The sequence below is a fragment of the Neorickettsia sp. 179522 genome (assembly GCF_001593535.1).
GTDB classification, from domain to species: domain Bacteria; phylum Pseudomonadota; class Alphaproteobacteria; order Rickettsiales; family Anaplasmataceae; genus Neorickettsia; species Neorickettsia findlayensis.
Window position 1 is genome coordinate 1 of sequence record NZ_LNGI01000001.1, and the last position, 23,409, is coordinate 23,409.

The window sequence follows — 23,409 nt, forward strand, 5'->3', positions numbered from 1 at the left end:
GATATGGGATTAAAGGAGAACATCGTTTATTTAAAGTTAAGTGAGATAGATGTAAATGATTTTCAGCCTCGTAAAGTTTTCGATGAGGCGTCTATAGCGGAGTTGGAGGAATCTATAAAACAAAATGGCTTGATACAACCAATAATAGTTAGAAAATTTGGTGAAAGATACAAACTAGTTGCTGGTGAAAGACGTTTTAGAGCTATGAGAAACTTGGGAGAAGAAACGATCCCATCAATCATTAGGGACTTTACAGATAAGAGTTCCCTTCAGGTTGCGATAATAGAGAATATACAGAGGAAAGATCTAACACCATTGGAGGAAGCAGAAGCATACAAAAGACTCATCGACGAATTTAATTACAAGCACTTAGAAGTGGCAAGTATAGTTGGTAAGAGTCGGTCTCATGTAACGAACCACCTTAGAATACTTTCTTTGCCAAAAAGAGTAAAAGAGCTTTTGGAAGAAAATAAAATCTCGCTTGGGCACGTTAAATTACTAATGAACGTGAAAGACAGCGAGAAAATAGCAGAAAAGATAGTTCGTCTCTCGTTGAGTGTAAGGCAGGTCGAAAGCCTCCTAAAAGATGCGCGTGAAAAAAAGAACTCACATGTGAACAAGAAAAGTCATGAATTGTGTATGTTAGAAAACAAAATTTCAGAAAGGTTAGGAATGAAAGTGACAATAACCGATAGTGAAAAGGAAAACGGAAATGTTAAAATTACCTTCAAAAATTTAGATGAACTCCAGAATATCTTGGAGAGACTAAGTTAATGAAACATATTTAGGATTGTGGTAACATATGATCCACTGTAAATGTAGTTGGTCTGGATTCAATAATGTTCTACGGTAAAGGACCTTTTGTAAAATTAAAACACCTCTTTTTTGGGGAAAACCAAAAGTGGAAAACTTCAGCTGGTTTCTATTACTCTTCTTTCAAAAGAATATTTATCACTGATACTGCAAGTAGGTTTTCAAAAGCTGAGAAGTTTGTCTTATCAACGAAGAGAAACTTTTACTGTAATGATAGGGTAGTTAAAATTCCTAGTTTGAATGATATTGACAGCAGTACTGCACGCAGATCTTCCAGGGGTAAACTTGAGATTTCAATCGGTGGTGAGCCGTATACACTTGAAAAAATTAAAATAGGAGGTGGTCAGACCGTTGCAGGAAGGACACTATATGAAATAAAGGGATTAAATAAAGGAATAATAACAACTACAAGGAGAAATTCAGCAGTTTATGGTCTTTGGTTAGATCCAGATAACAGTATTTCAAGTGAGCAACATAATAATCCAGGGAATGTCGAAATGCATTTCAGTGGTCCGGTGAAAGCATTTAGTCCTGTTGTCAGAGATCCAAGAGATAAAAGCATCAATCTCATATGTACACTTATTTCTCTTCCCGTTTATACGGCGACTCTGATTGTAAAATACACTTCTTATCTTTCATTGGGGTTAGTTTCTAAAGTACTAGTTGGTGTAGTAACACGACTCGTCTTACCACTATCTTTCCTTCTTCTTTCCTATAGTTTTTTGACTCTTGGGCTCGTTGGACTACCTCTGATGCGTCCGGATAAAAGAAGAGAATACATTGGGTTGTACAAAACTGTTTTAGATGTTTCTCGCAAGATGTTTCTTGTGGGGACACTTACTTACATAAAAAGTGCCGTTCTTGGATTGGATTGTGTAGATGACAAACACACTGGGACGGTAAGTGGTTCCCTGCAGGTGTCGAATTCTGAAAAGAAAGAGTTAAAATCTAAAAGAAGTATATCCATTTTACTTGATTCGTTATCTATAGGATTTGGTGCCCTTTTGAGTGTAGTAAGGGGAGTGGTTAATGTATGTTGTTCTTCTGTTCAGGTACTCGCAAGCATCGTTATTGGAGTTTTGACTCTAAACACGGATTACTTTCAGGCATCTTTATTCCTGTTTAAACAGCCCTTTTGTGAGATGCGAGATGATTTCCGTGTTTTGCTCGGTGATGAGGTAGAACCTACGCATTGTATGGATCAGATAATTTCCTTTGATAAAGATGCGTTTGCAGCTGCAATTGAGGAGCGTGAAAAGAGTATCGTACCTGATGGAACAGGAAAAAAAATACCTGGTATCTCCACTCTTGGATTGGATCTTAGGTCCTCAGGTTTTTCTGAAGCCGGTATTGGATCGTGTACTTTTGTTCCTCCTAGTTGCAGGGTTGCGACTAGGAATCTCCAATGAATAGTCAGATAATTTAGCTTTTAAGCGGCGTTGCTTTCTATATACGGAAGCCTTATTTTTACAACGGTTCCGCTTCCTTCTTTGCTTTCGATCTCGAATGCTCCACCCATCAACTCTACCAGCTTTTTACTAAGTGGTAATCCTATTCCAGCTCCATCATATTTTCTTGAGAGTTCTGTATTTGACTGACCAAATACAGAAAGTGCCTTTGCTATATCTTTTTCTGGTATGCCAACACCGTTATCCGAAATTTTGATTTCAATTTCTGAAGGTAATCTGATTATGGAAATTTTTATTAAGCCATCTTCATTCGTAAATTTTATCGAGTTCGAAAGGATATTTAGGATTACCTGTTTTACCCTCTTATGATCGCTTTTGATAAGTATCTTATTTGAAAAGAAACTCTTCACTATCTTTATCTTTTTTCTCTTAGTTGTTGTCATTCTGATACAAGTCTCGGTCAAGCGTACTAAATCAAACAATGTTGGCTTTATCTCCAAGTTGTTTAACTCTGACTTTGAAAAATCGAGGATATCGTTGATTAAATTCAGCAGGTGGTTCCCTGAATAATAGATATCATTTGCATATTCTCTATGTTCGTTACCAAGCACCTCTGCTGTGCGTATCAGATCTGAAAAACCGATTATTGCGTTTAAAGGTGTTTTTAGTTCATGACTAACATTTGCTAAAAATTGTGATTTTTGAGAGCTTATTTCTTCTATACTTTCTTTAGCTTTTTTTAGTTTCGTATTTATTGAAAACTGTTCATTCAGGACCTTAGAGCTTTCCCTGATTTTCATCACGCTCCAGAAAAATAAGGATGAACAAATGAGCAATACGATAAGTGTGAACCCTATCCACATAACTCTGAAAGGCCTTATGAGGCTCTTTGCATTGTATGTAATTTCAATAACTGATGGGGGATTTTCCTCAGGATTCAAGGCCACTGTTACCACTATATTTCCCTCGTTGTCGGTAGAAGTGGAGGAAATATTGTTTTTTAGATCATGACTGTATACGTGATGTGTATGTTCTAAATATTTATTGAGACTGAAAACTCTTGTTTCTCCTCTATAAAATATCTCAACTTGAATAACATCCAGTGGTTCAAAAAGTAACTTTGCTTCGCTCTCAAAATACATGAATTGTGGCTTTTTATGCATCCTTGTAGGCTCAAAATTATACATCTCAAGCATAAAGGAGTATTTTTCCCATATTAGTCTATTAAAAATATTTCTAATATTTATTGCATTTCTTTCTATACTGCTTTCGAGAAGGCTTTTCTCTGTTTTCATGTATCCAAGAAAAGAAGTCAGTAGTATTGTTACTACAATCAGGATAAACGATTTTGTATAGTTAAACATTTTGAGCAGCGATCAAGTTAGCGATTAAAGTATATAACTTTTTATTTAAATCACAGAGATGTACGATTACGTAGTAGTTGGTGGAGGAATAGAATCCTTTTTGTTCTGTTTTCTGATTTTACATAACACTAAAAAAGCAACATAGCATTTATTACAAAAAGTCCATCTGATATGTCAAAGCATTCTTCGCTCTCAAAAGTGGGATTTAGACATGTCAGTGCATCCGAATATACAAATCTACTTTCAAGATTTCATTTAAATACTCTTTCGAGAAGAGCTGTTTTAGGTGGGTGGAACGAAATAGGTAGGTCATTGAAAACACAAGAAAAATATTGGCTAAAAAAACGGCTTCTAGAAGGGCGTTTTCTTTATCAAAATTTAGATTACAAATTAAAAAACTTAGCATTCAGAGGTCCCCTTTTGTGGAAGGAATTTTTATCTAATTATCCAGAATTTGCTGTAGATATTGATTTGGTTAAGGGTATCTATGGTGTATCCAATTACTGTGAAAAGGGCGAGCATATCACACAGGCACTAAAAATTGATGACATGGAGTGGAATTTAATTTATGGAAGAAATATTTCTTTTGAAAGTGATGGATTTAGTTTTAATTCTCTTAAGTTTTGCAAAAAAATTGAGAACTTCTTAAGTAATAACGGAGTTAGTTTTTTTTATGATACTGAAATTTCAAAAGTGGATTTCACCAGCACTAAGAAACTGAAATACATGATTTCGTCACATGGCAAAATTTTTCATGGAAAAAACTACTTTATTGCCATTGAGGCCAACTTTTTTGGTTATAATGACTATTTCAATTTACGAAAATTAACACAGCCAATTATTGGTTCATGGCATCTTGTACATGATGTAAATCTCAAACATCCCCTTAAATACAGTAACTACGTTGGTCCAAATCTGACTTTTTGGCAAAATTATACTCCTGTTTCCTGTAATAGTTTTACTAAGTCTGAGAGTTATGGCTTCAAGGGTGGAGAAAAGGCTGTCGTTGTAGGTACTGGCTGTATGTGGAAGGGATCAACCTGTAGTGAAGGTCACTCAAATGTGGAGTTTGTGAAAAGAAACGAGAAAGTTATAAAGGACTTATTCCCCGAAAAAGAAGTAACTCTACTTGACGGAAACTGTATAAGAAATTTTTCATATAATTCTTTGCCGATTGTTAAGTGTGGTAATAGCTTAGAAGGGAAGTATCTTGTCATGTCTGGCTCCGGAACATTTACAACTGCAAACGCAGTAAACTCAGCATCCGAAGCGGTAGAGTTTTTTCTTGGCAACAAACAAAACTAGGGCCCGTTCTTCAGTGTTGCTTTCTTTACTTTTAACAGGAACTACTTCCAGCCATTTTGGTCAGCCATGTACACAGCTTCTGACATATACGGAAAAATCTTCGAGAGACTTGACGAATCAATCTTGTATTCTCCCCAATTTTTTAAAACTTCCGGGATCTCAACAGATGTTACAACGGGGTATTCATAGTTCTTACTGACATATAGTTTCTGTGCTTCTTCAGTTACCATATACTCGAGAAACTTTATTGCGTTCTCCTTGTGCTTCGCATTTTTCGCAACACCAGCGCCACTTATATTTACAAATGTGCCTCTGTTGCCTTGATTCGGGAATACCACGCCCACTCTCTGCGCAACCTTCTTATATGCCTCCTTGTTTGACGACAGAATCCTAGCTAAGTAGTAGCTATTTACTACAGTCAAGTCTCCTTCTCCAGATGCAACGCCTTTAATCTGATCGGTATCGCCTCCATATGGTGGTCTAGCCATATTCCTAATGACACCTTTTATCCATGCTTCGGCTTTTTCCTCACCATTGGCAAGTATTACAGATGCTATGAGAGATTGATTGTACGGAGAATTAGATGATCTGAGCAAAAGCCTATCTTTCCACTTGGGATCAGCTAAATCTTCGTAGTCCCTAATATCAGATGGATCAACTCTTTCTTTCGAATAAACTATGACTGCCATGCGTCGTGTTAGTCCAAACCAGTAGCAGTTTCTCAGATCTGGTGTCAATGCATCTTCCAATATGGTAGAGGATACACATTCGAGGAGTCCTTCAGACTCTGCTAGAGCTAAATTCACTACATCAGCTGCCAAAAAAACATCCGCTGACGTGTTAGTTCCTTCACTCTTCATTCTTGAAATTAACTTTGTCGCATCGTCCGTAATATAGTTTACCTTTATACCGGTACGCTCTGTGAAGGCTGCAAAAATTTCTTTTACCATTTCCTCCTTCCTTGAAGAATAAATGTTAACAATATTCTCCTTTTGTTGGGTGGCTTTACTTCCTGTTGGAGCAGGCTTTTTATAAAGAAAAAATAGCACGCCTACTAGAACTACTAGTATCAAGTAATACAGTTTTTTATACACTGTCGAGCCTCCTCTGGTTGCAGAGATTGTAGTGCATGATTGTACATAACGTTTTTTCCAAAATACAACAGGCAGCGATTTTATCTTTCCACTTCTTTTGCCTTGATCTGGAAAGAGAACTGAGTAAGACCATCACTTCACTGGTTGACGATGACTCATCACACATAAGGATAGGCTTCTTAGTTACCTCACTTAATTTTTGAGCAAATTTGTCTATAGAATGTAACCACCCATTGTTCCTAGTGTGCGAAAACGGGGTTCCAAGAATTATTCCTGAAAAATCCGAAACGACTTCCATAATATGAAAGGCATCAGAACCTCTCCCCCGGGAAGTGAACTGAAAATAGTTCTGTACATACCTAAGTTCGGGGTCACTGACCGCAACACCTATGGTACGCTTTCCAGGATCAATGGATACAACCCTCCCTGTTCCAATAGCATTCAAGAATTTTTGCAGGTCGAAGGTTATCATTTCTTACTGGTACTCGACTAAAAGCAACTCCAGGCTACTGAAAAAAAGCGATTTAAAAGCCTACCATGCAGAAGTTCCAATATGCGAAGACACATGAATTGCTTCCGTAGAAGGTTTTTAGCGTGTATCTATGAGGTCAACCCAGACGTCACAGGACAGATGCTAACAAAAATATTTAAAAAATCAAGAAGCAAAGCTTGCCGCAGTAGTAGAACCCAATTAGGAGGTGAATGTCTATACAGCACGTATACAGAACTCTGGAGCGGGAGAGACTACAGCGCATTTGCCCAAAAAGCGTACATAAGAAATGTGATCGCCTCACGTGCAATCAGTATAGTAGCAGTGGCTGCTTCTTCTGTTCCTATACAACTATTTGAATGTAGTGGGACGGAGAAGAAACGTTGCTCGGTCTCGCATCCGCTCAATGAGCTATTAAACGAACCTAATCCTAATATGTCAAGAGTAACATTGATAAAAAATGCTGTTACGTACAAGCTCATTAGCGGGAATTTATATTTTCTTAAGATTGGGAATAATTTACCAAAAGAACTGCACCTTCTAAGACCTGATAGGGTCACGGTTATACCAGGAAGTGATTGTTTACCTTTGGGATACAGATACAAAGTTGGAAACTACGAAAGGGAATATTACATGAACAAAATCACAGGAGACTGCGATGTTTTACACATAAAGAATTTTCATCCATACAACGATTGGTATGGACTATCACCAGTAGAGGCGGCAATGTACAGTATAGATCAGCATAATCAGGCTAGTCTTTGGAACCAAGCTATGCTCAAAAATGGTGCCAGACCTAGCGGGGCGTTTATATCCAGGTCTAAGGAGCCAATGCCGCATGAACAATTCATACGTTTAAGTAGGCAACTCGAAAATTGTTCCGGGGCTGAAAATGCAGGTAAGGCTATTCTCGTAGAAGGAGGAATCGAGTGGAAAGAGATGAGTATCTCTCCAAAGGAAATGGATTTCCTTGAAAGTAAGTACAATTCTGCAAGAGAAATAGCGTTGGCGTTTGGTGTACCACCACAATTACTCGGCATACCAGGAGACAATACCTACAGCAACTTAATAGAAGCTAGACTATCTCTATGGGAAGAAACAGTTCTCCCAATACTCGATGAAATAGTCCATAGCTTGAATGTTTGGCTCGCTCCGGTTTTTGGAGACAATTTGGAGTTCGCGTATGAAAAAGACAGTATAGAGGCGCTGTCTAAGAAGAGAGAAAGGCTTTGGGATTGTATAGAAAAAGCATCTTTTTTGACAATCAATGAAAAAAGGCAGGTCTTTGGTTATTCCACTATGGAAGGTGAAGACGAAATAGCAGAGCGCAACAAAAATTTTGAACAGTAATATGTTTTAGGAACTTGGGGATTTAAGGAATATTTCACCTTAAACAACCCCAAGGTTGATTTGCTGTTTTATTTCCTAGTCTTTGCGTGGTTCCACCATGTCTCCAAGAACATAGTCTGCTTTTTTATCTCCATCCAAGTCTATCCCAAGATAAGATGGTGTTTTCAATATGTGTATATCAGGAAGTTTATCACCGGTTAGGTCGATCCCTATCGTTATGTGCAGTATTTCTAGAAAAACTACGAACAACACAGAAATAATAATTATCCAAAGAGATTTCTTCTTTGATAAAAATGCCACCAAATTCGATATGTTCATTTCTCTATCCAAAAATCACGACCTGATTATAGGGCAGATAATTGGGGTTGGGGCAGCAGTTTTTAACTAAGAGATTTTAGTAGTTCTTCTTTGTTCTCATGAAGATACAAATATGCTGATGCCACACTAGTTAGACCAGCTATCCATATGAAAAACGTCGGGAGAATATCTGGGATCCATTCCTTGTTTAAGAGATAGAGGAGTATAGCAACCATCTGGGATATCGTCTTTAGTTTACCAAATCTATTTACAGGAAATGCCACACTGTCACGAGCGAGGTATTCCCTGAGTCCAGAAATGAAAAGCTCTCTACAAATGATCATGATTGCAGGAATTAGTTGGGCTCCCGTTATGTACTGCATATGTACCAACATAACGATAGCAGTGGAAACAATCATTTTATCGGCTATCGGGTCAAGGAGTTTTCCAAACTTTGATTGAGCCTTTAGCATCCTAGCGAGGTACCCGTCAAAAAAATCCGTCAGACTTGCGATTGAAAAAATTCCTACCGTTATCACCCAAGAGAATCTAGATTGAATGTAAAAACTTAAGCAGAATACCGGGATTATCGCTATCCTTAAAACAGTAAGTAGGTTAGGAAGGTCCTTCATAGAGAAAATTGCAACAAAGAATGGTCCAAAGGTTCCTTAACAGCCCCAAACCCTACCACCTAATTGCCAATCTTGAAAGTTTTTGATAGTAAATTTTATCGGTTTCTTTGCGTACACCTATATCCATCCCAGGCTTGCTACCTCATATTGCAATGGATACGCCACACGTGCTAGAAGTACCATGTTCGTGTGCAAAAATAAATGGACATACTTTGTTTTTTGCTTGTACTAGTTGCAATCTTTTCATCCTTTAGGGCTGTTTCGTGTAGAAATGTTGTGCACGCGGTTTTGTACTTAGTCCTTGCTTTTTTTACTTCTTCGGTGCTTCTGTTAGTATCTGGCTTAGAGGTTATCTCGCTGATGCTGCTTGTTGTATACGTTGGTGCAATAGCGATCTTATTCCTGTTTGTTGTCATGATGCTCAATGCAGATGATTTCAAGAAGGGTGTAGAGACGTCCGTAGCTAGATACCTGAGTCTGTTTTTTATAGCATTACTTCCATTTTTTTTCCTTCTGGCCTCACATGACGACATACAACAGGAACGTACTTACATAAGCATAAAGGATATAGGGGCTGTGCTTTATACGGATTATGTATATCTTTTTCATCTTTCGGGAGTAGTGCTTTTATTTGCGATGGTGGCGGCAATCAGTATTGCTTTGCCAAGTAAAAGCGGCACTAAATTCCAGATAGTGAAAGAACAAATTTCTAGGTCTTCTGTTGTGAGATTGTTAAATGTACCTTCAGGGAAGGGTGTAAATTACGACTGATCCACTACTAAGTTTTCACAGATGGGACTTGAGCAATTTTTTGGTTTTGCGTCACTCGACCACGGTTCATTCTATTAAGCTTTCCAATGTGGAGACGCTATTAGGCCTTCCAATGTGAAAACGCACGTCCATTCGTATATCTCGTATTGAGAAAATTTCCCCTGATTTTGCCTTACTTAGGTGTCAAATCATATAGGATTTTGTTAGACTTATCGTGTTTCCGTTACGTAGAGTCTCATGAGTCCTAGTTTTGCGCTCTTTTTTGTTTCTAGCTGTTTCTTTTCTATCGGACTTTTTGGTGTGCTAATCTCAACCAGGAACGTAGTTACTATGCTTTTAGCAGTAGAAGTTATGTTACTTGGTGCAATACTTAGCTTCTGTAGTGCTTCTTCCAACGCTATAGGAGGACAAGTTTTTTCCATCCTGGTGATTACAGTCGCTGCTGCTGAAGCTGCGGTGGCACTTGCGGTAGTTGTTTTGTATTTCAAAAAAGCCGGAAATGTGGATATAAAAAAGCTCGACAAACTGGGGCATTGAGCTCATTGTTTTTCTTTATTGTGTCGGTAAGTTTTGTTTGTTTTGAACTTTAGGAAGTCCTATAGTGTAAGAATAGAGAACCGTGGCAGCTCAGAATATTGATGTACTTATTTTTCATTATAGTGTCCTACTTTGTGGTTAGTTTTTTGGACTCCCTTTTTGAGTTTACTTTGGGGATTCATTATCTATAATAGTTGATTATCCGCCCTGAGGAGTGGTGCATATTCTTACTCTCTTTGGGTAAGTCTCTGTGCGCTTATCCGTGTTCTCTAAATTAAGTGTCGAACATTTTGCGTATGTTGGGTTATTCGATAGTTTTCCTGCCACTTTTGTCATGTTTGTTATGTTGTTTTTTTGTCAAGTGTAGGGAATCAATCTTTTTACAGCTATCGAGCTCGTTCTTGATTGGTCTTGCTGCAGTTTTTTCTTGGAGTCTATTTTTCACGCTTAAAGATGGTGAGGCTTTTTTACTTCCCCTTTTTGAGTGGATTTCCGTTATGTCATTGCAAACCCTTTTTAGGGTGAACATAGACAAATTAACGGTGCTGATGTTCGTAGTTGTTAATACCGTTTCGTTTGTCGTGCACTGTTACTCAATCGGATACATGAAGAAAGATCCTTGCAAGTCCAGGTTTTTCGCGTACCTTTCCCTCTTTACCTTTGCCATGCTTGCTCTTGTTTCCGCAGGGGATTTGTTGCAGCTTTTTTTGGGATGGGAAGGCGTTGGAGTTTGCTCCTATCTCCTTATAGGGTTTTGGTTCAGGAAGGAGTCTGCCAATGCTGCTTCTATGAAGGCTTTTCTTGTAAACAGAGTTGGAGATTTTTGCTTCTTAATAGGAATTTTCTCAGTATACAAAATTTTTGGGACACTAGAGTTAAAGAAAATTATTTCGGAAGTTGGTTTGCACTCAGGTGAAACAATTTTGGGTTTTGATTCTATCACTTTTATCTGTTCAATGCTCTTTATTGGTTGCATGAGTAAGTCCGCTCAGCTTGGCTTGCATACCTGGCTTCCTGACGCAATGGAGGGCCCTACACCAGTATCGGCACTTATCCATGCAGCAACCATGGTTACTGCTGGTGTATTTCTTCTGGCGAGGTTGTCTCCTTTATTTGAGTGCGCTGAACTGGTCAGGCATATAATTATGTGGGTTGGTGTATCTACGGCTGCTTTTGGGGCTGTGGTTGCACTCTGTCAGGATGATATAAAGAGAATTATAGCATACTCAACTTGTAGTCAGCTTGGGTATATGTTTGCTGCATGTGGTGCATCGGCATATGGCTTAGCTATCTTTCATTTATCCACACATGCTTTTTTTAAAGCACTGCTCTTTTTGTGTGCCGGTAACGTGATTCATTCCATTGGTGGGGAACAAGACATTCATAAAATGGGTGCATTGAAAAATAAGGTTTTTTCCACTTATTGCATGATGTTTATAGGAAGTCTTGCCTTATGTGGAATTTTTCCATTTGCTGGGTTCTATTCAAAGGATTTAATAATTTCCTCCCTCTCACACGCAGAGGTTCCGTTTATTTTGTTAGTACTCACAGCTTTTTGTACTTCTGTGTACTCGTGTAGACTGCTTATGTTGGTATTTTTCGGTGAGCAGAAATTCAGTCTTAAGAAGTTTCATGCCCCTTCTGTAAGCATGATTTTGCCCCTTGTGCCGCTGGTCCTCCTTTCACTCGTTTCTGGTTATTTTGGGGTGAAGCTTTTGGTAAACTCATCATTTTGGATGCAAACTGGTTTAATTTTCCAGCAAGTTGTAGAAGTGCATGGGTTGATGCATTTCCTTCCTCTGCTTTTTGCTTTGGCTGGTTTCTTTTTTGTTTTTGTTCTTGGTGGTGGAAGAGTTTCTTTCTCCAGAATATTCGTTTGTTTATCACTCTTGTCATTTCTTTTGAATTTTTATTTAGGTGTGATAACGTGCATTTTCTTAATCGGGTTTGTATTAGTTAATCGCAATAGTGTTGTTCCGAACTTTTTCAAAAGGATCCTGAGTTGTGGGTTTTACTTTGACGAAGTGTATAGAATGTTGTTTGTTGGTCCATTAACGCGGTGTAGTAGGTTCTTCTGGAAAGTGATTGACGTCGAGTGTATTGACCTCGTGCCGACATTGCTCGCTAGGATTTCACAGAAACTTTCGTCTGGCGTTCTGACGTTGCAAGCTGGGTTTCTATACCATACCGTGCTCTTTTTTCTCCTGGGTATGTTGTTTTTATTTTTCGTCGCCTGATCGTTACATGCGATTTAGTTTTGTGGACGAGTGGCCAGATGTGTAAGCTTTGTTTTGAGTTCACACATAAATTATAAGAATTTATACCAATTTAGACTACTATTTTGGGTATATTATTAAGATCTATGAAACCCGGAGATATAAATGAAGCTTAGCAATTCTTGCTCGTTTAATGAGGTCAGGGCGTCCGTTTTGGATCAGAACACGGAGCTTTTCTGTGACCTTCTAGATAAGTTGCAGACTGATAACTTATTTAGGATGGTTGACAGTAATGGTGATACGATTCTCCATATTGCTTGCAATGCAGGTAATGTTAAAGCAGTAATCACTGCTTTGGAGAGCGGTGCAGATCTGAACGCGAGAAATGGAAGTGCTGGAGATACTCCTCTACATGTTGCAATGAGAAGAGGAAATGTCGTCATAATAATGCACTTACTTAATAATGGAGCCTCAGTTGTGGAGAAAAATTTCTTGGGTAACACAGCTATACACGAGGCGGTAATTTCAAAAGTAGAAAAGAAAATACTGAAAAGGGTCGTGGAAAGTTTTCTATCGAGCAATGCATTAAGTAAGCATCCTTGTCTACTGAATAAAGCTGGTAAAACGCCAATGGATATTGCAACTGAAGCGGCCGACACTGAGATTATTAACATGCTCATGCCCATTAAAACTGCACTTGCGCGAAAAGATTGTTTTTCAGGTTCATATAAATCTCAAATCCGTTCCAATGATGTTCATCGTGGTAACTGAGAAAAGAGGTTCTTAAGAGATATCACCTATCCGCAGTAGAGTTTTTTTAACTCTTCGAGATCTAAGTTCTTCTCTATTGTGTGTCTTATTTTCTCCATGAGTTCATTCATAAAGTATATATTGTGGTAGGTGATTATATTGAATGCGATGTTTTCTTTGGCAGAGAGTAAATAGTTTAGGTATCCGCGAGAATAAGTTTTACAGATTTTACAATCGCAGGATCCATCGATTGGTAAGTCGGAGTTTTTGAAGATGCTGTTTCTGAGATTTATGTATTCCTTACCATTGTTTTCTGGATAGGAGGAGTATTTTATTAGAGCTCCTCCATGCCGGGCTATTCTAGTTGGGTGGACGCAATCAAAAGTGTCCACTCCCATATCGACACCCATGAAAATATCAGAGATGCCACCCACTCCAAGGAGGTGAACCGGTCTTTCTCTATTTAGGTTTGTTATAGACATCTCCACGACCTCTTTCATTTCTTCTTTAGTTCTTCCGAGAGAGCCACCTATTGCATTTCCGAAGAGTTCCCTACTGTTGTTGAACTCGACGCTTTCCTTTCTTAGATCTTCAAAGGTTCCTCCATGTATAATTCCGTAGACCCCTTGCCATGCCTTACGATTTTTTTCTGCGTACGAAAGACTCCTATCTGCCCACCTTTCATTTCTTTTTAGAGCTTCCTTATTGTATTCTTTCTCCAACGAGAATTTAGTGCATTCATCTAGCACAACAATGAGGTCTGCTCCGAGTTTTATTTGAACATCCATCGATTTTTCCGGGGACAGGAAAAACTTTGTTCCATCATAGTAAGATTTGCAGGTTATTCCTTCCTCCGATATTGCGATAATGCCGGAACTGTTGGATGTCCTAGAGTATTTTCTTTTTAGTTCTTGTACATTTGTCTTATCTTTTGTGTTTAGGCTGAAGGCTTGAAAACCTCCAGAATCGGTTAACATTGGCCCATTCCACCCTGTGAACTTCTGTATTCCGCCGGCTTTCTCTATATGTTCTCCTCCGGGTTTAAGCATCAAGTGGTAGGTATTTGACAGTATTATTTGAGATCCGGCTTCTTTGACTTGGTGTATTTCCAAGCCTTTTATTGCTGCTCGGGTTGCACAAAATATAAAGGCTGGTGTATGTATCACTCCGTGTTTGGTTATTATCCTACCAGTCCTCGAGCGTTTTTTTCCATATTCCAGGTAATTGAATCGAGGGAAAATTTCCGATTCGTGCATTTTGTTTTGAGTGGTAACCATTGTAGAGTTTTATTATAGCTTCACGAGTGTTTTCCACCAAAAAGTGGAGAGATTAGACATCCAAGATTTTTTTGAGTGCAAGTGGTAGGTAGTAGGAAAGTTTTGTTTTAAGTATCAACAGCTGCAGTATTTTGTTGCGGCTTCACAGATCCATTCTTTCAAAAGCGGAAAGACTAAGTGTTCGACGCTTTTTGGATACAAACGCCATTAAGTACCGGGGAGATTTCACTTGCCTATACCGATTTACAGGAAAGCTTATGGATTGCTATAGGACGAGGTTTCATGAATGACTCTCTTCCAATAGAAGAATCTCCCAATACAGTACGCTCGCAATAGAACCGATGCTCGCAAGAGACAGACGCAGCACACGCAATAGCAAAAGCAAAAACGCTGCTACGCTGTACACTTGGTTTTTATGAAGTACGGAAAACGAACCGCACTCGCTGACTACTTACTGTCCTCGTCTTTTACCTCTTCATATTCAGGATCTACTACTTTTTCCCCTTCTTCTGTGTTGTCATTCTTAGACGAAGAGTTGTCGGATGCATTCTGCGATTCCTTATACATTGCCTCACCTAGTTTCATAGAAACCTTCGAAAGAGCATCGGTTTTCTCCTTAATCAAGGAAGTATCATCTTTTGCTAGAACACCCTTCAGATCATTAATTGCATCATCTATGCTTTGTTTATCCGACGAACTAATCTTGCTACCATATTCAGAAAGTGACTTCTCTGTAGAGTGGATCAAGCTTTCCGCATTATTTTTCGCTTCAACTAATTCTCTTCTTTTTTTGTCTTCATCGGCCTTTGAAGCAGCTTCATCTACCATTTTCTTAATTTCTTCTTCTGTCAAACCACCGGAGGCCTGGATTTTCACTGTTTGCTCTTTTCCAGTACCTTTATCCTTTGCCGATACATGGACTATTCCATTTGCATCGATGTCGAATGTTACTTCGATCTGTGGCATTCCGCGCGGTGCAGGGGGAATACCCTCCAAACTAAATTGTCCCAAAAGCTTGTTATCACCAGCCATCTGCCTTTCTCCCTGGAAAACTCTAATTGTCACAGTAGACTGATTGTCCTCTGCGGTGGAAAATGTTTGTGACTTCTTAGTTGGGATTGTGGTGTTGCGGTCTATGAGCTTTGTGAAAACACCACCTAATGTTTCTATGCCAAGGGAAAGTGGTGTAACATCCAACAATACTATATCTTGTGCATCGCTTCCGCCAGCTAGTATATTTGCTTGTATCGCGGCACCGATAGCGACGACTTCATCTGGGTTTACGCCTTTATGTGGCTCCTTGCCAAAGAATTCAGTTACCTTTTTGACTACAGCCGGCATTCTTGTCATCCCACCTACAAGAACGACTTCATTGATCTCCTCTCTTTTGAGTCCTGAATCCTTCAAGGCTTTTTTGCATGGTTCTATTGTTCTATCAATAAGATCAGAGACAAGCGATTCGAGTTTCGCTCTTGTAAACTTGACATTTAGGTGTTTAGGGCCTGTAGCATCAGCAGTAATGTACGGAAGATTAATGTCTGTTTCCTGGGTACTAGACAACTCTTTTTTCGCTTTTTCTGCTGCTTCCTTGAGCCTTTGAAGAGCGAGTGGATCGTTCTTAAGATCCATGCCATTTTCTTTCTTAAATTCTTCAACCAAGAAGTTGAGTATTATCCTGTCGAAATCCTCACCTCCTAGGTGGGTATCACCATTTGTTGCTTTTACCTCAAAGACTCCATCGCCGAGCTCTAGAATTGAAACATCAAAAGTTCCTCCGCCTAGGTCAAAGACAGCAATATTCTTTGTTGTCGCAGTTTTATCTAGACCGTAAGCCAGTGCTGCAGCTGTAGGTTCATTTATGATCCTGAGGACTTCAAGTCCGGCTATTCTTCCTGCATCTTTTGTTGCCTGACGTTGTGCATCGTCAAAATATGCTGGCACTGTAATTACAGCTTTTGTGACTTTTTTGCCGGTATGGGTTTCAGCTGCTTCTTTTAGTTTGATCAGTATATTTGCACCTATCTGACTCGGAGAATAGGATTTGCCTCCTGCTTCGATCCACGCATCACCATTTTTTGCTTCTACAATCTTGTACGGGTAGTCCTTCTGTATTCCCTTGATAAGGTTATCCTTAAAACGTCTTCCTATAAGTCGCTTAGAGGCAACAATTGTGTTCTTAGCATTTGTAACGGCTTGTCTCTGTGCCGGAGCGCCAACGAGAGTCTGACCATCCGATGTAAATGCAACTACCGAAGGTGTAGTTCTTACTCCTTCTGCATTCTCTATAACTTTATCCTTGATAGCTACACATGAATTTGTAGTTCCTAGATCTATTCCTATTGCTATTTCGCCTGCCATAAAAGTGTCTTATTATTTTTTCCCACAAAACTATATGTAATTATGAAGTCCCTGAATTACAAGATAAGGCATCACCAATGTTTTTATTTTAAGGTTCTGTTTTTTGAGGCCTCAGATAGGCTTTCTCAATGACTGCGGTACCTATATGTTTCCCTGTTTGGGACCGTTTTTCATTTTCTATTTGTGTATTAAGTATTTCTAGCAGGTAGTTTGGTAGGTCTTTATGCGCTACAAGGCGACCGTTGAATATGTTGGTACTGGTTTCTCTGGTTGGCAGAGACAAATGTTTGTTCCATCTGTGCAGGAAGAGTTAGAATCAGTCCTTAGTTTTTTATTAAAGGAGAAAATAGCAGTTAGTGTTGCTGGCAGAACAGATGCAGGGGTACATGCTCTTGGGCAGGTCTTTCACTTTGATGTACGTGAATCCGCTTTGCAGCCTTTCCAGATAGTAAATGCAGTAAATTACCATTTGAAAGAGAAGTTAATAGTCCTGTTGAGCATGGAAGTTGTCGATGAAACTTTTGATGCTAGATTTTCCGCTATTAGGAGACACTATCAGTACAGAATCATAAATAGAAAGACACCCCTGGCAGTATTTAGGAACCGTTGTTGGCATGTACCGTGGAAATTAGATCTGGATTTCATGAGGGAACAAGCTCAATGTCTTGTTGGGAGACACGATTTTCAAAGTTTTCGTTCATCTAAATGTGGTGCTTCTAATGCTATTAGGACTCTAGATAGATTGGAAGTGGAGAAAAATGGGGAAGAAATCATTTTTTATGCTTCTGCCAAGTCATTTTTGCATCATCAAGTGCGGATAATGGTTGGTACTTTGGTTGCTATTGCATCTGGAAAACTCGTAAGTGTTACAGAGATTCTCTCTAAGAGGAATCGTTGTTGTGCTGGCCCGACTGCTCCTCCGTGTGGTTTATATTTCTTGAAAGTGGATTATTGAAGCAAAAGCGATCTATACCTATCCCTATATAAGCATAAATAGATTTTCTTAATCTACTATGTTATGATATTCATTGGATCTGTATTTGATGCACTATCTGTCTTGGCGTACTTGTGAGGCAAAAATGAGTGGTAGTGACTGGATGTCTGCACATTTTTAATGTAGCTCTTTCTAGTGGCTACTGTTGAGCACGTTTTGATGGTTGATTTCTCCTATGGTGACAACCTCTCGATGGCGACAGGCCATGTGTTTGTGAGTAGAGATATTGATTACAGGTGCGGTGTTTCCTTGCAAAGTTGATTCGGAATCGGATTTTAACGTTCCTGGTGCTGATAGAGATGTGTCTCATTGAGCTGCCGGAGGAATTGTCTTCGTGAGTGGGTGTATGCAAAGTGTCTGCTCCCGTTTTTCACGATAGGTGTGATTTCTTTTGAGATTATTCCGAAGGTTGAAGATGCTGCTTATGATAGTCTGTGCTCCACTCACGGGAACTCATATTAAATATTTATCGTTTACAAATAAAGATGAAGGTTTTAATAATTGGCCCGAGAGTAGAGTTGATCATGTGAAGATGATCGGATTGATGCTTAAGCTCCCTAGTTGCCATGGTCCAGGGTGGCGGGATTCCACAGCGTTGTTACAGTTCCTTTGCTCGATTGTGATAATGGCTTTGATGGGTGGTATTCTCTCGTTTATGTGGTATGAGGCCATTTTCCTTTTTTGGCAGTGCTAGTAATGCTATTTTTGGTGAATTATTGCTAGTAAGCTAGGCAAATAAAGAATGCTTTGTTATATACCGCACTCCCCACGTGCGTGGAAGTGCGAGTTGGTTTCTGTTGTGCTGGTGTCATCAGGAATCAAGTGAAAAAATGCTTTTGCAGGAGTAAAAGATGTTTCAAAGCATATGTGAGGTAGTCAAAAAAGGAGATGTTGCTGCTTTAGCGTCGCTACTTCGAAGGGCAGGGTCAGCTGAAGCGGGTGGTGCTACGCCATCTGAAGTTCTCTCGTCTGCAGTTGATCCTAATGGATGTAGTATCCTACAACTTGCTGTAGAGACGCAGAATCCAGCAATACTCAACTGTGTGATGGAGGCCCTATCTGGTGACTGCTTGGCGGCTTTGTGCGCTAGAAGAACAGGCGCGACGCATGTGTTTCCTGAGTGCACGGTACTGCACACTGCAATTGCGCTTGGAGACCTAAAGATCCTGAAGTTACTACTAGACAAAATATTAAGCGCGCGTGGGGAAGATGGTGGGCCGCCATCTTCTATGATGGCTATATGGTACATGGCTGATGTGAGCGGGGAGACGGTTTTAAATGCTGCAATCCTCTCTGGCAATGTAAAGATAGCGAGCCTGGTGATTGAAGCAATGAAGGCTGTTGAGAAAAAAATGGGTCCCGAGCAGCAACCTGGGATTTCACTTGTCTATGCATCTGCTTCATATGATGACATCAGAGTTAGAGGTGATAACGGACTTAATAAGGCTGTATCCACAGGGGATCCTGCAATGGTTCGGGTTCTAGTTAATGCTCTGACTTCTGAGGAGGTAAGATCGCTATTAACAAGGTGTAATTTGACAGGTGACACTGCACTTGACCGGGCCGCACGCGAAGGAAATGTGGGGATTCTTGAGATTCTGTTCAACAAGTTGGGTAATCAGTATGAGGCGTGGGCTCAGACATCTTTTAGGAAAGTTATAGAGTCCTCTATGGAAAGTAGAGATAGGACACGTGGACTCCAAGTTGCAGAGCAGTTTTCAATGCGCTTTTTGAGTAACGCAATTGCAAGTGGTAACGTAGAGGCTGTCAGGCGAATTTTGTCACCTCTGTCTGTCCAGGGGCGGTATGACTTAATGCTGCGTACGGGTTGGGGTTATCACTTGTCTCCATTGCAGCTAGCATTTTCCCTGGGTCAACCGGAATGCGTAGAAGCAATGCTTGACTCGCTTGTCACTGGTCGCGGTGGAAATAAAGACCTTGTGTTAAGCATGCTTGCCCAACATTCCGGTGGGCTTACACCGTTGCATTGTGCTACTGATTGCGATTCAGTTAGACTGCTGAAAAAGTATAACTTGTCTGAGGAAGCTCTGCTAAGTCTACTTACGACTGGGTCTTTAGAGTGTTCTCCTGCAGCACCTGTTTTTGTCCCTGATGGTATGAACCCACTTCAAGCTATGCTTGCCGGTCCTAGTGGTGATGGAAGACCTATTCCTAGGGCAGTTGATGTGATGATGGCTATGCTGGATCTTTTAGGAGGTAAGCAAAATTTGGTTCAGCGCGCGCTTTCCTCAATGGATGGTGCAGGACGTAACACTCTTTACATTTGTGCAAGTCTTGTAGGTTCAAGAGGTTTTTCTCCCACTGATTTCGTGGCTGTGGTTCGCTATCTTGAAGACAAGGCAGACCTCGAGTCTTTGCTCGCGCAATTAAACGCATCGGAAGGAATATCTGCACTTGATGTTATTTGCTCTATGGAACAAGAATTGTACAGCTGGGGTTTTGCTGTGAACGATTGCGTTTCCCGAGCTATAAATAGACAAAGAAGAGTTGCGAGCAGAAAGAGCCTAGGAACCGGGGCTTTGATTGATAACTTAGCCGCCTTTTGCTTGTTCTGCATATCGACCATTGCGGTAGTAGCTGGAGCTGTCTCCATTCTATATTCCAAACAAACTGACGACACAGGATTTTCAACACCCGCTGTTGCAGTTATGCTCCTTGCAAGCGCTCTATATCTTGTTTTGCTTGCCGTAGCTGTTCTGCTGCTTTCTTCAGTTCTAAAGGAGTCAAGCGATAAGTCTGTTGAGAGGGTAGCGGGTCCTATGTTCAACAATGGGGTGTTCTTGGATGCAAGTCCAGATATTTCTTTCAGACCTGAAGGCGTTGAGAAGGTAGAAAGGGCAAGGGGTGATGTTAGAAGTCACAGAGATCCGCTTGCTGCATTTTCTTCGTCTCCTTCTGCCTCCTCTGTTATCAATAGTTGCACTGAGGACCCTCGGAGAGGCGATTCAGGCACCAGATCTAACCTTCCCTCTGCGGAACGAGGGTTGTCCGGGGAGAATGCTTTGTCGGGTCGTGCTCCCATGCTAAGTATGCGAGGTTTGAGAGTAGAGGATGTATGTGATGATCAGAGAAGTCGTAGTAAGTGATCGACCCTCACTTTAGTGGGAAGTTATACAGATGCGTATTGTATGATTTCTGTAAAGAAGTTTCTGTGTATGTGATGAGTTTCTTCGAGTACTGGACACGGTCTTATTTGTGGAATGTGTATATACTGTGGTTGGTACAGCTTCAGAGCGTACAAATACCTGATTTAGGTATGTTTTTCACTTCTCGCGTGGAGCGGCTTTTCTTGAGTGGCTAAGTCCGGCCACGGTTTTCGCAGAGCTGTGGTATACTTTGAGGCTGCCAAGAAGTTATGACGCCAAAGTAGCTCACGCGAAGGTATTCCAGGTGCGAGAAATATTGCGCCGGGTTTCTACATGAGGGATCCGTTAATTGCAAAAGAGTGTGGCACCAAAGAGAAATTTTATCTAGGAACACCTTAAAACCGCAAAGAAGGTATAGCACTGATCTGAGGATCCTCACCCAAGAACGTTTCAGATGCAAGAAAACATTACACTGATGGGTTCATCCGGGAGGTGTTTTAATATTTCTCTCTTGCAGAAACCGCGAAAAACCCAATGGGTCTTTCTAGGGGAGTAAGGGTGATTTCTATTTCCTCTTTTTCCTTGGAAAATATTGCGGAGAACTCCTTGTTTAGGGAAAGGCTTTCCATGTAACCAGAGGATTGTTCACGATCAAGGTCCAGCCTTTGGAAAAATTTTTCTATACTGATTGCTCTCCAATCCTTTCCAACTCGTTCCATGCACGGTGCGTCCATATACAGGACACTATCTTTGGAGATGATCGCATAAAAAACAGTATCTTTTCTCATTGCGCTTGCAAACAAGAGATTCTGGAACTCCGTTATGACAAGCATTCTCTGCGTTTTGCAGATTAGATAGGTTGCCGTTGCAACTAGAAACATGAATATTGCTCCAATGACAATCATCGAAACTGCTAGATTGTCTAGGGAGTACTTCGATGGGTCCGCTGTCAGCATTCCTGAGGTGCAGTAGAGCAAGAAAAACGTGGCAATGATGATGATACAAAGCCAGTAGATCGTCTTAAATGGATTAAACCCTTCGGCCCTAATGTAAAAATCACTACAGTTCTTGACAATATTGTATATATTCCGATGTGAAACGATCCGTCTGGAATGCATTAGCTAACCTTATCCGATATAAACACTAGGTATATTTTAAGGTGAATAAAGTAAAAATTTTGTTGAGTATAAAAATGTTAACAGAAGATGTTTTTAAAAAGGACATCGCATATAGCAGGAAATACCCCTACGATATGGAAGCAACTACAAGGCGAAATACTAATAAGATCAAGACGTCGAAGAAGTGTATCTTTTTAGGCGAAAGATACCTGAGTAATGCTAATCTTCATTACAATGTTCTTGCCCTTGAATCTCTCTGACTATGTTGTGGCATATTCTCTGCAATCACAGGACCGCTGCAAAAACCTGCCTCACACTCTTTAACCAAGAGGTTTAGGTTGCCAGTAGCAAAAGGTGAGCCTACAATGTTGCCAGGCAACTTTAACACATCCCAAGCCACCATAGCCGGCCAAACCATCGTTACAATTGGGAGCATTGTCAAACCTGCTCCAACTAATGGAATGCCACCTGGCGCGATAATAGCAATAACCACAGCCTTAGCCAACGTCATAGGCATACTGATGGACTTGGCACTTGTAATTTTCTTGAGACACTCAATATCAGAGAGTGTTTTTGTAGGATCTGAATCGCTTCCTTTAGGAGCAAGTTTTGCTCCCAACGATTTCATCAAACCCGACATTCCATCAGCGATATTTATGCCGGTAATTTTCTCTATCTTGTCACTGATCTGTGTCATGACTTTAGATGAAGTCGAAATTTTTGCGAAATCGGCAAGCAAGGCCTCTTTTTCTCTTTTGCTTATCTCTTTTATCCTTTTTTCAGCTTGTATAATTGCTTCGTGTAGAGCCTGTATTTCGCCGTGACACCCCAACACCACCCCATGATGTTCCACTAATGAGCGTGCTTGAAGAGTTACTTCCTCCGCGGATAATTTGTGTAAATCGTTTAATCCAAGAATAGCTTTGTGTTGTTGGCAGAATTCCGCTAGAGCAGGGCTGGCGCTCCTTACTTCATCAAAAAAAGCTTGTTGACTAGCCTCTAAGCTGCTTCTCCGCGTCCTCATTCCAGCAGCTAGATCTCCAATAATATTGGACTCCTCTATTCTCCTTTTAAGCGACTTTGGTATTTTTCTGCCGTCTTGCATATTTCTCCACTCCGATAAGCTCGGCCAAAACAAGGTGCCCTATAAGCCGGGTTCTGTAGATGGTAGTCATTCATCTAGGGCACACATCACTGTGCACTTCAAGCAACCTACCCAAAGAATCTATCGCGCGAGAGTACACTCTTCTTCTGTTTGGTCTTGCTCCTGGTAGAGTTTACCTATGCCATCCACGTTGCCGCGAACGCGGTGCGCTCTTACCGCACCTTTTCACCCTTACCTGAAAAAACAGGCGGTTATTTTCTGTGGCACTTGTCCTGGGCTAAGCCCGGCGGAAGTTATCCGCTACCATTCTCTCGTGGAGCCCGGACTTTCCTCTCCTCAGTTTTTGAATTATCAAAAGAGCAGCGACTACCTCAGGCACCTCACAGACCAGTATACCAACTCTAAACAGCTTATAGAAGATA

General features: G+C 40.4%; 20 protein-coding genes and 1 other RNA gene. 11 read left to right on the top strand and 10 right to left on the bottom strand.

Annotated elements, in window-relative coordinates:
- Window positions 1-774: ParB/RepB/Spo0J family partition protein (locus AS219_RS00005; protein WP_231861780.1), on the top strand; the 774-nt coding region annotated here is incomplete at its 5' end.
- Window positions 775-839: 65 nt separating this feature from the next.
- Window positions 840-2,222: a hypothetical protein gene (locus AS219_RS00010; protein WP_067978384.1), complete on the top strand. Its 1,383-nt coding sequence runs from the start codon at window positions 840-842 to the stop codon at window positions 2,220-2,222.
- A gap of 20 nt (window positions 2,223-2,242) precedes the next feature.
- On the opposite strand, the gene AS219_RS00015 is transcribed toward AS219_RS00010, so the two are convergent.
- On the bottom strand, window positions 2,243-3,586 hold the full coding sequence (locus AS219_RS00015; protein ID WP_067978386.1) for a sensor histidine kinase: 1,344 nt from the start codon (window positions 3,584-3,586) through the stop codon (window positions 2,243-2,245).
- Between the two features lie 312 nt (window positions 3,587-3,898).
- On the opposite strand from AS219_RS00015, the gene AS219_RS00020 reads away from it, so the two are divergent.
- A complete protein-coding gene (locus AS219_RS00020) occupies window positions 3,899-4,891 on the top strand; it encodes a hypothetical protein (RefSeq protein ID WP_231861781.1) in 993 nt (330 codons plus the stop codon).
- 41 nt (window positions 4,892-4,932) lie between these two features.
- Here the strand turns inward: AS219_RS00020 and AS219_RS00025 are convergent, their stop codons facing one another.
- Window positions 4,933-5,964 (bottom strand): extracellular solute-binding protein, encoded by a 1,032-nt coding sequence (locus tag AS219_RS00025; protein WP_369814137.1) that lies wholly within the window; start codon window positions 5,962-5,964, stop codon window positions 4,933-4,935.
- Window positions 5,965-5,977: 13 nt separating this feature from the next.
- Entirely contained in the window at window positions 5,978-6,457 is a 480-nt protein-coding gene (locus AS219_RS00030) for a RuvX/YqgF family protein (protein WP_067978391.1), read from the bottom strand.
- Between the two features lie 93 nt (window positions 6,458-6,550).
- On the opposite strand from AS219_RS00030, the gene AS219_RS00035 reads away from it, so the two are divergent.
- A complete protein-coding gene (locus AS219_RS00035; RefSeq protein WP_369814138.1) occupies window positions 6,551-7,825 on the top strand; it encodes a phage portal protein in 1,275 nt (424 codons plus the stop codon).
- 75 nt (window positions 7,826-7,900) lie between these two features.
- Here the strand turns inward: AS219_RS00035 and AS219_RS00040 are convergent, their stop codons facing one another.
- Entirely contained in the window at window positions 7,901-8,143 is a 243-nt protein-coding gene (locus AS219_RS00040) for a hypothetical protein (RefSeq protein ID WP_231861782.1), read from the bottom strand.
- A gap of 62 nt (window positions 8,144-8,205) precedes the next feature.
- Window positions 8,206-8,754: a CDP-diacylglycerol--glycerol-3-phosphate 3-phosphatidyltransferase gene (pgsA, locus tag AS219_RS00045; RefSeq protein ID WP_067978396.1), complete on the bottom strand. Its 549-nt coding sequence runs from the start codon at window positions 8,752-8,754 to the stop codon at window positions 8,206-8,208.
- A 201-nt stretch (window positions 8,755-8,955) separates the two neighbouring features.
- On the opposite strand from pgsA, the gene AS219_RS00050 reads away from it, so the two are divergent.
- The 4 genes from AS219_RS00050 (at window position 8,956) to AS219_RS00065 (ending at window position 13,049) form a co-directional block, all read left to right on the top strand.
- The gene (locus AS219_RS00050; protein ID WP_067978400.1) at window positions 8,956-9,525 is read left to right on the top strand and encodes an NADH-quinone oxidoreductase subunit J; all 570 of its coding nucleotides are present in this window, start codon (window positions 8,956-8,958) and stop codon (window positions 9,523-9,525) included.
- Between the two features lie 237 nt (window positions 9,526-9,762).
- Window positions 9,763-10,062, top strand: a complete 300-nt coding sequence (gene nuoK / locus AS219_RS00055; protein ID WP_067978402.1) for an NADH-quinone oxidoreductase subunit NuoK — start codon at window positions 9,763-9,765, stop codon at window positions 10,060-10,062.
- A 278-nt stretch (window positions 10,063-10,340) separates the two neighbouring features.
- A complete protein-coding gene (gene nuoL / locus AS219_RS00060; RefSeq protein ID WP_067978405.1) occupies window positions 10,341-12,299 on the top strand; it encodes an NADH-quinone oxidoreductase subunit L in 1,959 nt (652 codons plus the stop codon).
- A gap of 192 nt (window positions 12,300-12,491) precedes the next feature.
- Window positions 12,492-13,049 carry an ankyrin repeat domain-containing protein gene (locus AS219_RS00065; protein WP_231861783.1) on the top strand — a complete coding sequence of 186 codons (558 nt, stop codon included), beginning with the start codon at window positions 12,492-12,494 and terminating at the stop codon, window positions 13,047-13,049.
- A 26-nt stretch (window positions 13,050-13,075) separates the two neighbouring features.
- Here the strand turns inward: AS219_RS00065 and tgt are convergent, their stop codons facing one another.
- Window positions 13,076-14,284, bottom strand: coding sequence for a tRNA guanosine(34) transglycosylase Tgt (tgt, locus tag AS219_RS00070; RefSeq protein WP_082784569.1), 1,209 nt, complete (start codon window positions 14,282-14,284; stop codon window positions 13,076-13,078).
- A gap of 468 nt (window positions 14,285-14,752) precedes the next feature.
- A complete protein-coding gene (dnaK, locus tag AS219_RS00075; protein ID WP_067978411.1) occupies window positions 14,753-16,663 on the bottom strand; it encodes a molecular chaperone DnaK in 1,911 nt (636 codons plus the stop codon).
- A 223-nt stretch (window positions 16,664-16,886) separates the two neighbouring features.
- Between dnaK and truA the strand changes: the two genes are divergently transcribed.
- The 3 genes from truA (at window position 16,887) to AS219_RS00090 (ending at window position 20,764) form a co-directional block, all read left to right on the top strand.
- Window positions 16,887-17,618, top strand: coding sequence for a tRNA pseudouridine(38-40) synthase TruA (gene truA, locus AS219_RS00080; protein WP_067978415.1), 732 nt, complete (start codon window positions 16,887-16,889; stop codon window positions 17,616-17,618).
- 454 nt (window positions 17,619-18,072) lie between these two features.
- Window positions 18,073-18,351: a hypothetical protein gene (locus AS219_RS00085; protein WP_067978418.1), complete on the top strand. Its 279-nt coding sequence runs from the start codon at window positions 18,073-18,075 to the stop codon at window positions 18,349-18,351.
- A gap of 157 nt (window positions 18,352-18,508) precedes the next feature.
- A complete protein-coding gene (locus AS219_RS00090; RefSeq protein ID WP_067978421.1) occupies window positions 18,509-20,764 on the top strand; it encodes an ankyrin repeat domain-containing protein in 2,256 nt (751 codons plus the stop codon).
- A 497-nt stretch (window positions 20,765-21,261) separates the two neighbouring features.
- Here AS219_RS00090 and AS219_RS00095 read toward each other — a convergent pair whose 3' ends face one another.
- From AS219_RS00095 to rnpB, 3 genes are all read right to left on the bottom strand, one after another.
- Window positions 21,262-21,882: a hypothetical protein gene (locus tag AS219_RS00095; RefSeq protein ID WP_067978422.1), complete on the bottom strand. Its 621-nt coding sequence runs from the start codon at window positions 21,880-21,882 to the stop codon at window positions 21,262-21,264.
- Between the two features lie 229 nt (window positions 21,883-22,111).
- Window positions 22,112-22,987 carry a hypothetical protein gene (locus AS219_RS00100; protein ID WP_067980379.1) on the bottom strand — a complete coding sequence of 292 codons (876 nt, stop codon included), beginning with the start codon at window positions 22,985-22,987 and terminating at the stop codon, window positions 22,112-22,114.
- Window positions 22,988-23,013: 26 nt separating this feature from the next.
- Window positions 23,014-23,370: RNase P RNA component class A (gene rnpB / locus AS219_RS00105), an RNA gene on the bottom strand.
- Window positions 23,371-23,409: the final 39 nt, after the last annotated feature.

What these genes read in the sequence shown, in the direction of transcription:
- AS219_RS00030 (WP_067978391.1), bottom strand. Translation starts at nt 6,457, where the DNA reads ATGATAACCTTCGACCTGCAAAAATTCTTGAATGCTATTGGAACAGGG.
- truA (WP_067978415.1), top strand. Translation starts at nt 16,887, where the DNA reads ATGCGCTACAAGGCGACCGTTGAATATGTTGGTACTGGTTTCTCTGGT.
- AS219_RS00010 (WP_067978384.1), top strand. Translation starts at nt 840, where the DNA reads ATGTTCTACGGTAAAGGACCTTTTGTAAAATTAAAACACCTCTTTTTT.
- AS219_RS00040 (WP_231861782.1), bottom strand. Translation starts at nt 8,143, where the DNA reads ATGAACATATCGAATTTGGTGGCATTTTTATCAAAGAAGAAATCTCTT.
- pgsA (WP_067978396.1), bottom strand. Translation starts at nt 8,754, where the DNA reads ATGAAGGACCTTCCTAACCTACTTACTGTTTTAAGGATAGCGATAATC.
- AS219_RS00100 (WP_067980379.1), bottom strand. Translation starts at nt 22,987, where the DNA reads ATGCAAGACGGCAGAAAAATACCAAAGTCGCTTAAAAGGAGAATAGAG.
- AS219_RS00050 (WP_067978400.1), top strand. Translation starts at nt 8,956, where the DNA reads ATGGACATACTTTGTTTTTTGCTTGTACTAGTTGCAATCTTTTCATCC.
- tgt (WP_082784569.1), bottom strand. Translation starts at nt 14,284, where the DNA reads ATGCACGAATCGGAAATTTTCCCTCGATTCAATTACCTGGAATATGGA.
- dnaK (WP_067978411.1), bottom strand. Translation starts at nt 16,663, where the DNA reads ATGGCAGGCGAAATAGCAATAGGAATAGATCTAGGAACTACAAATTCA.
- AS219_RS00015 (WP_067978386.1), bottom strand. Translation starts at nt 3,586, where the DNA reads ATGTTTAACTATACAAAATCGTTTATCCTGATTGTAGTAACAATACTA.
- AS219_RS00085 (WP_067978418.1), top strand. Translation starts at nt 18,073, where the DNA reads ATGCTGCTTATGATAGTCTGTGCTCCACTCACGGGAACTCATATTAAA.
- AS219_RS00095 (WP_067978422.1), bottom strand. Translation starts at nt 21,882, where the DNA reads ATGCATTCCAGACGGATCGTTTCACATCGGAATATATACAATATTGTC.
- AS219_RS00035 (WP_369814138.1), top strand. Translation starts at nt 6,551, where the DNA reads ATGAATTGCTTCCGTAGAAGGTTTTTAGCGTGTATCTATGAGGTCAAC.
- nuoK (WP_067978402.1), top strand. Translation starts at nt 9,763, where the DNA reads ATGAGTCCTAGTTTTGCGCTCTTTTTTGTTTCTAGCTGTTTCTTTTCT.
- AS219_RS00090 (WP_067978421.1), top strand. Translation starts at nt 18,509, where the DNA reads ATGTTTCAAAGCATATGTGAGGTAGTCAAAAAAGGAGATGTTGCTGCT.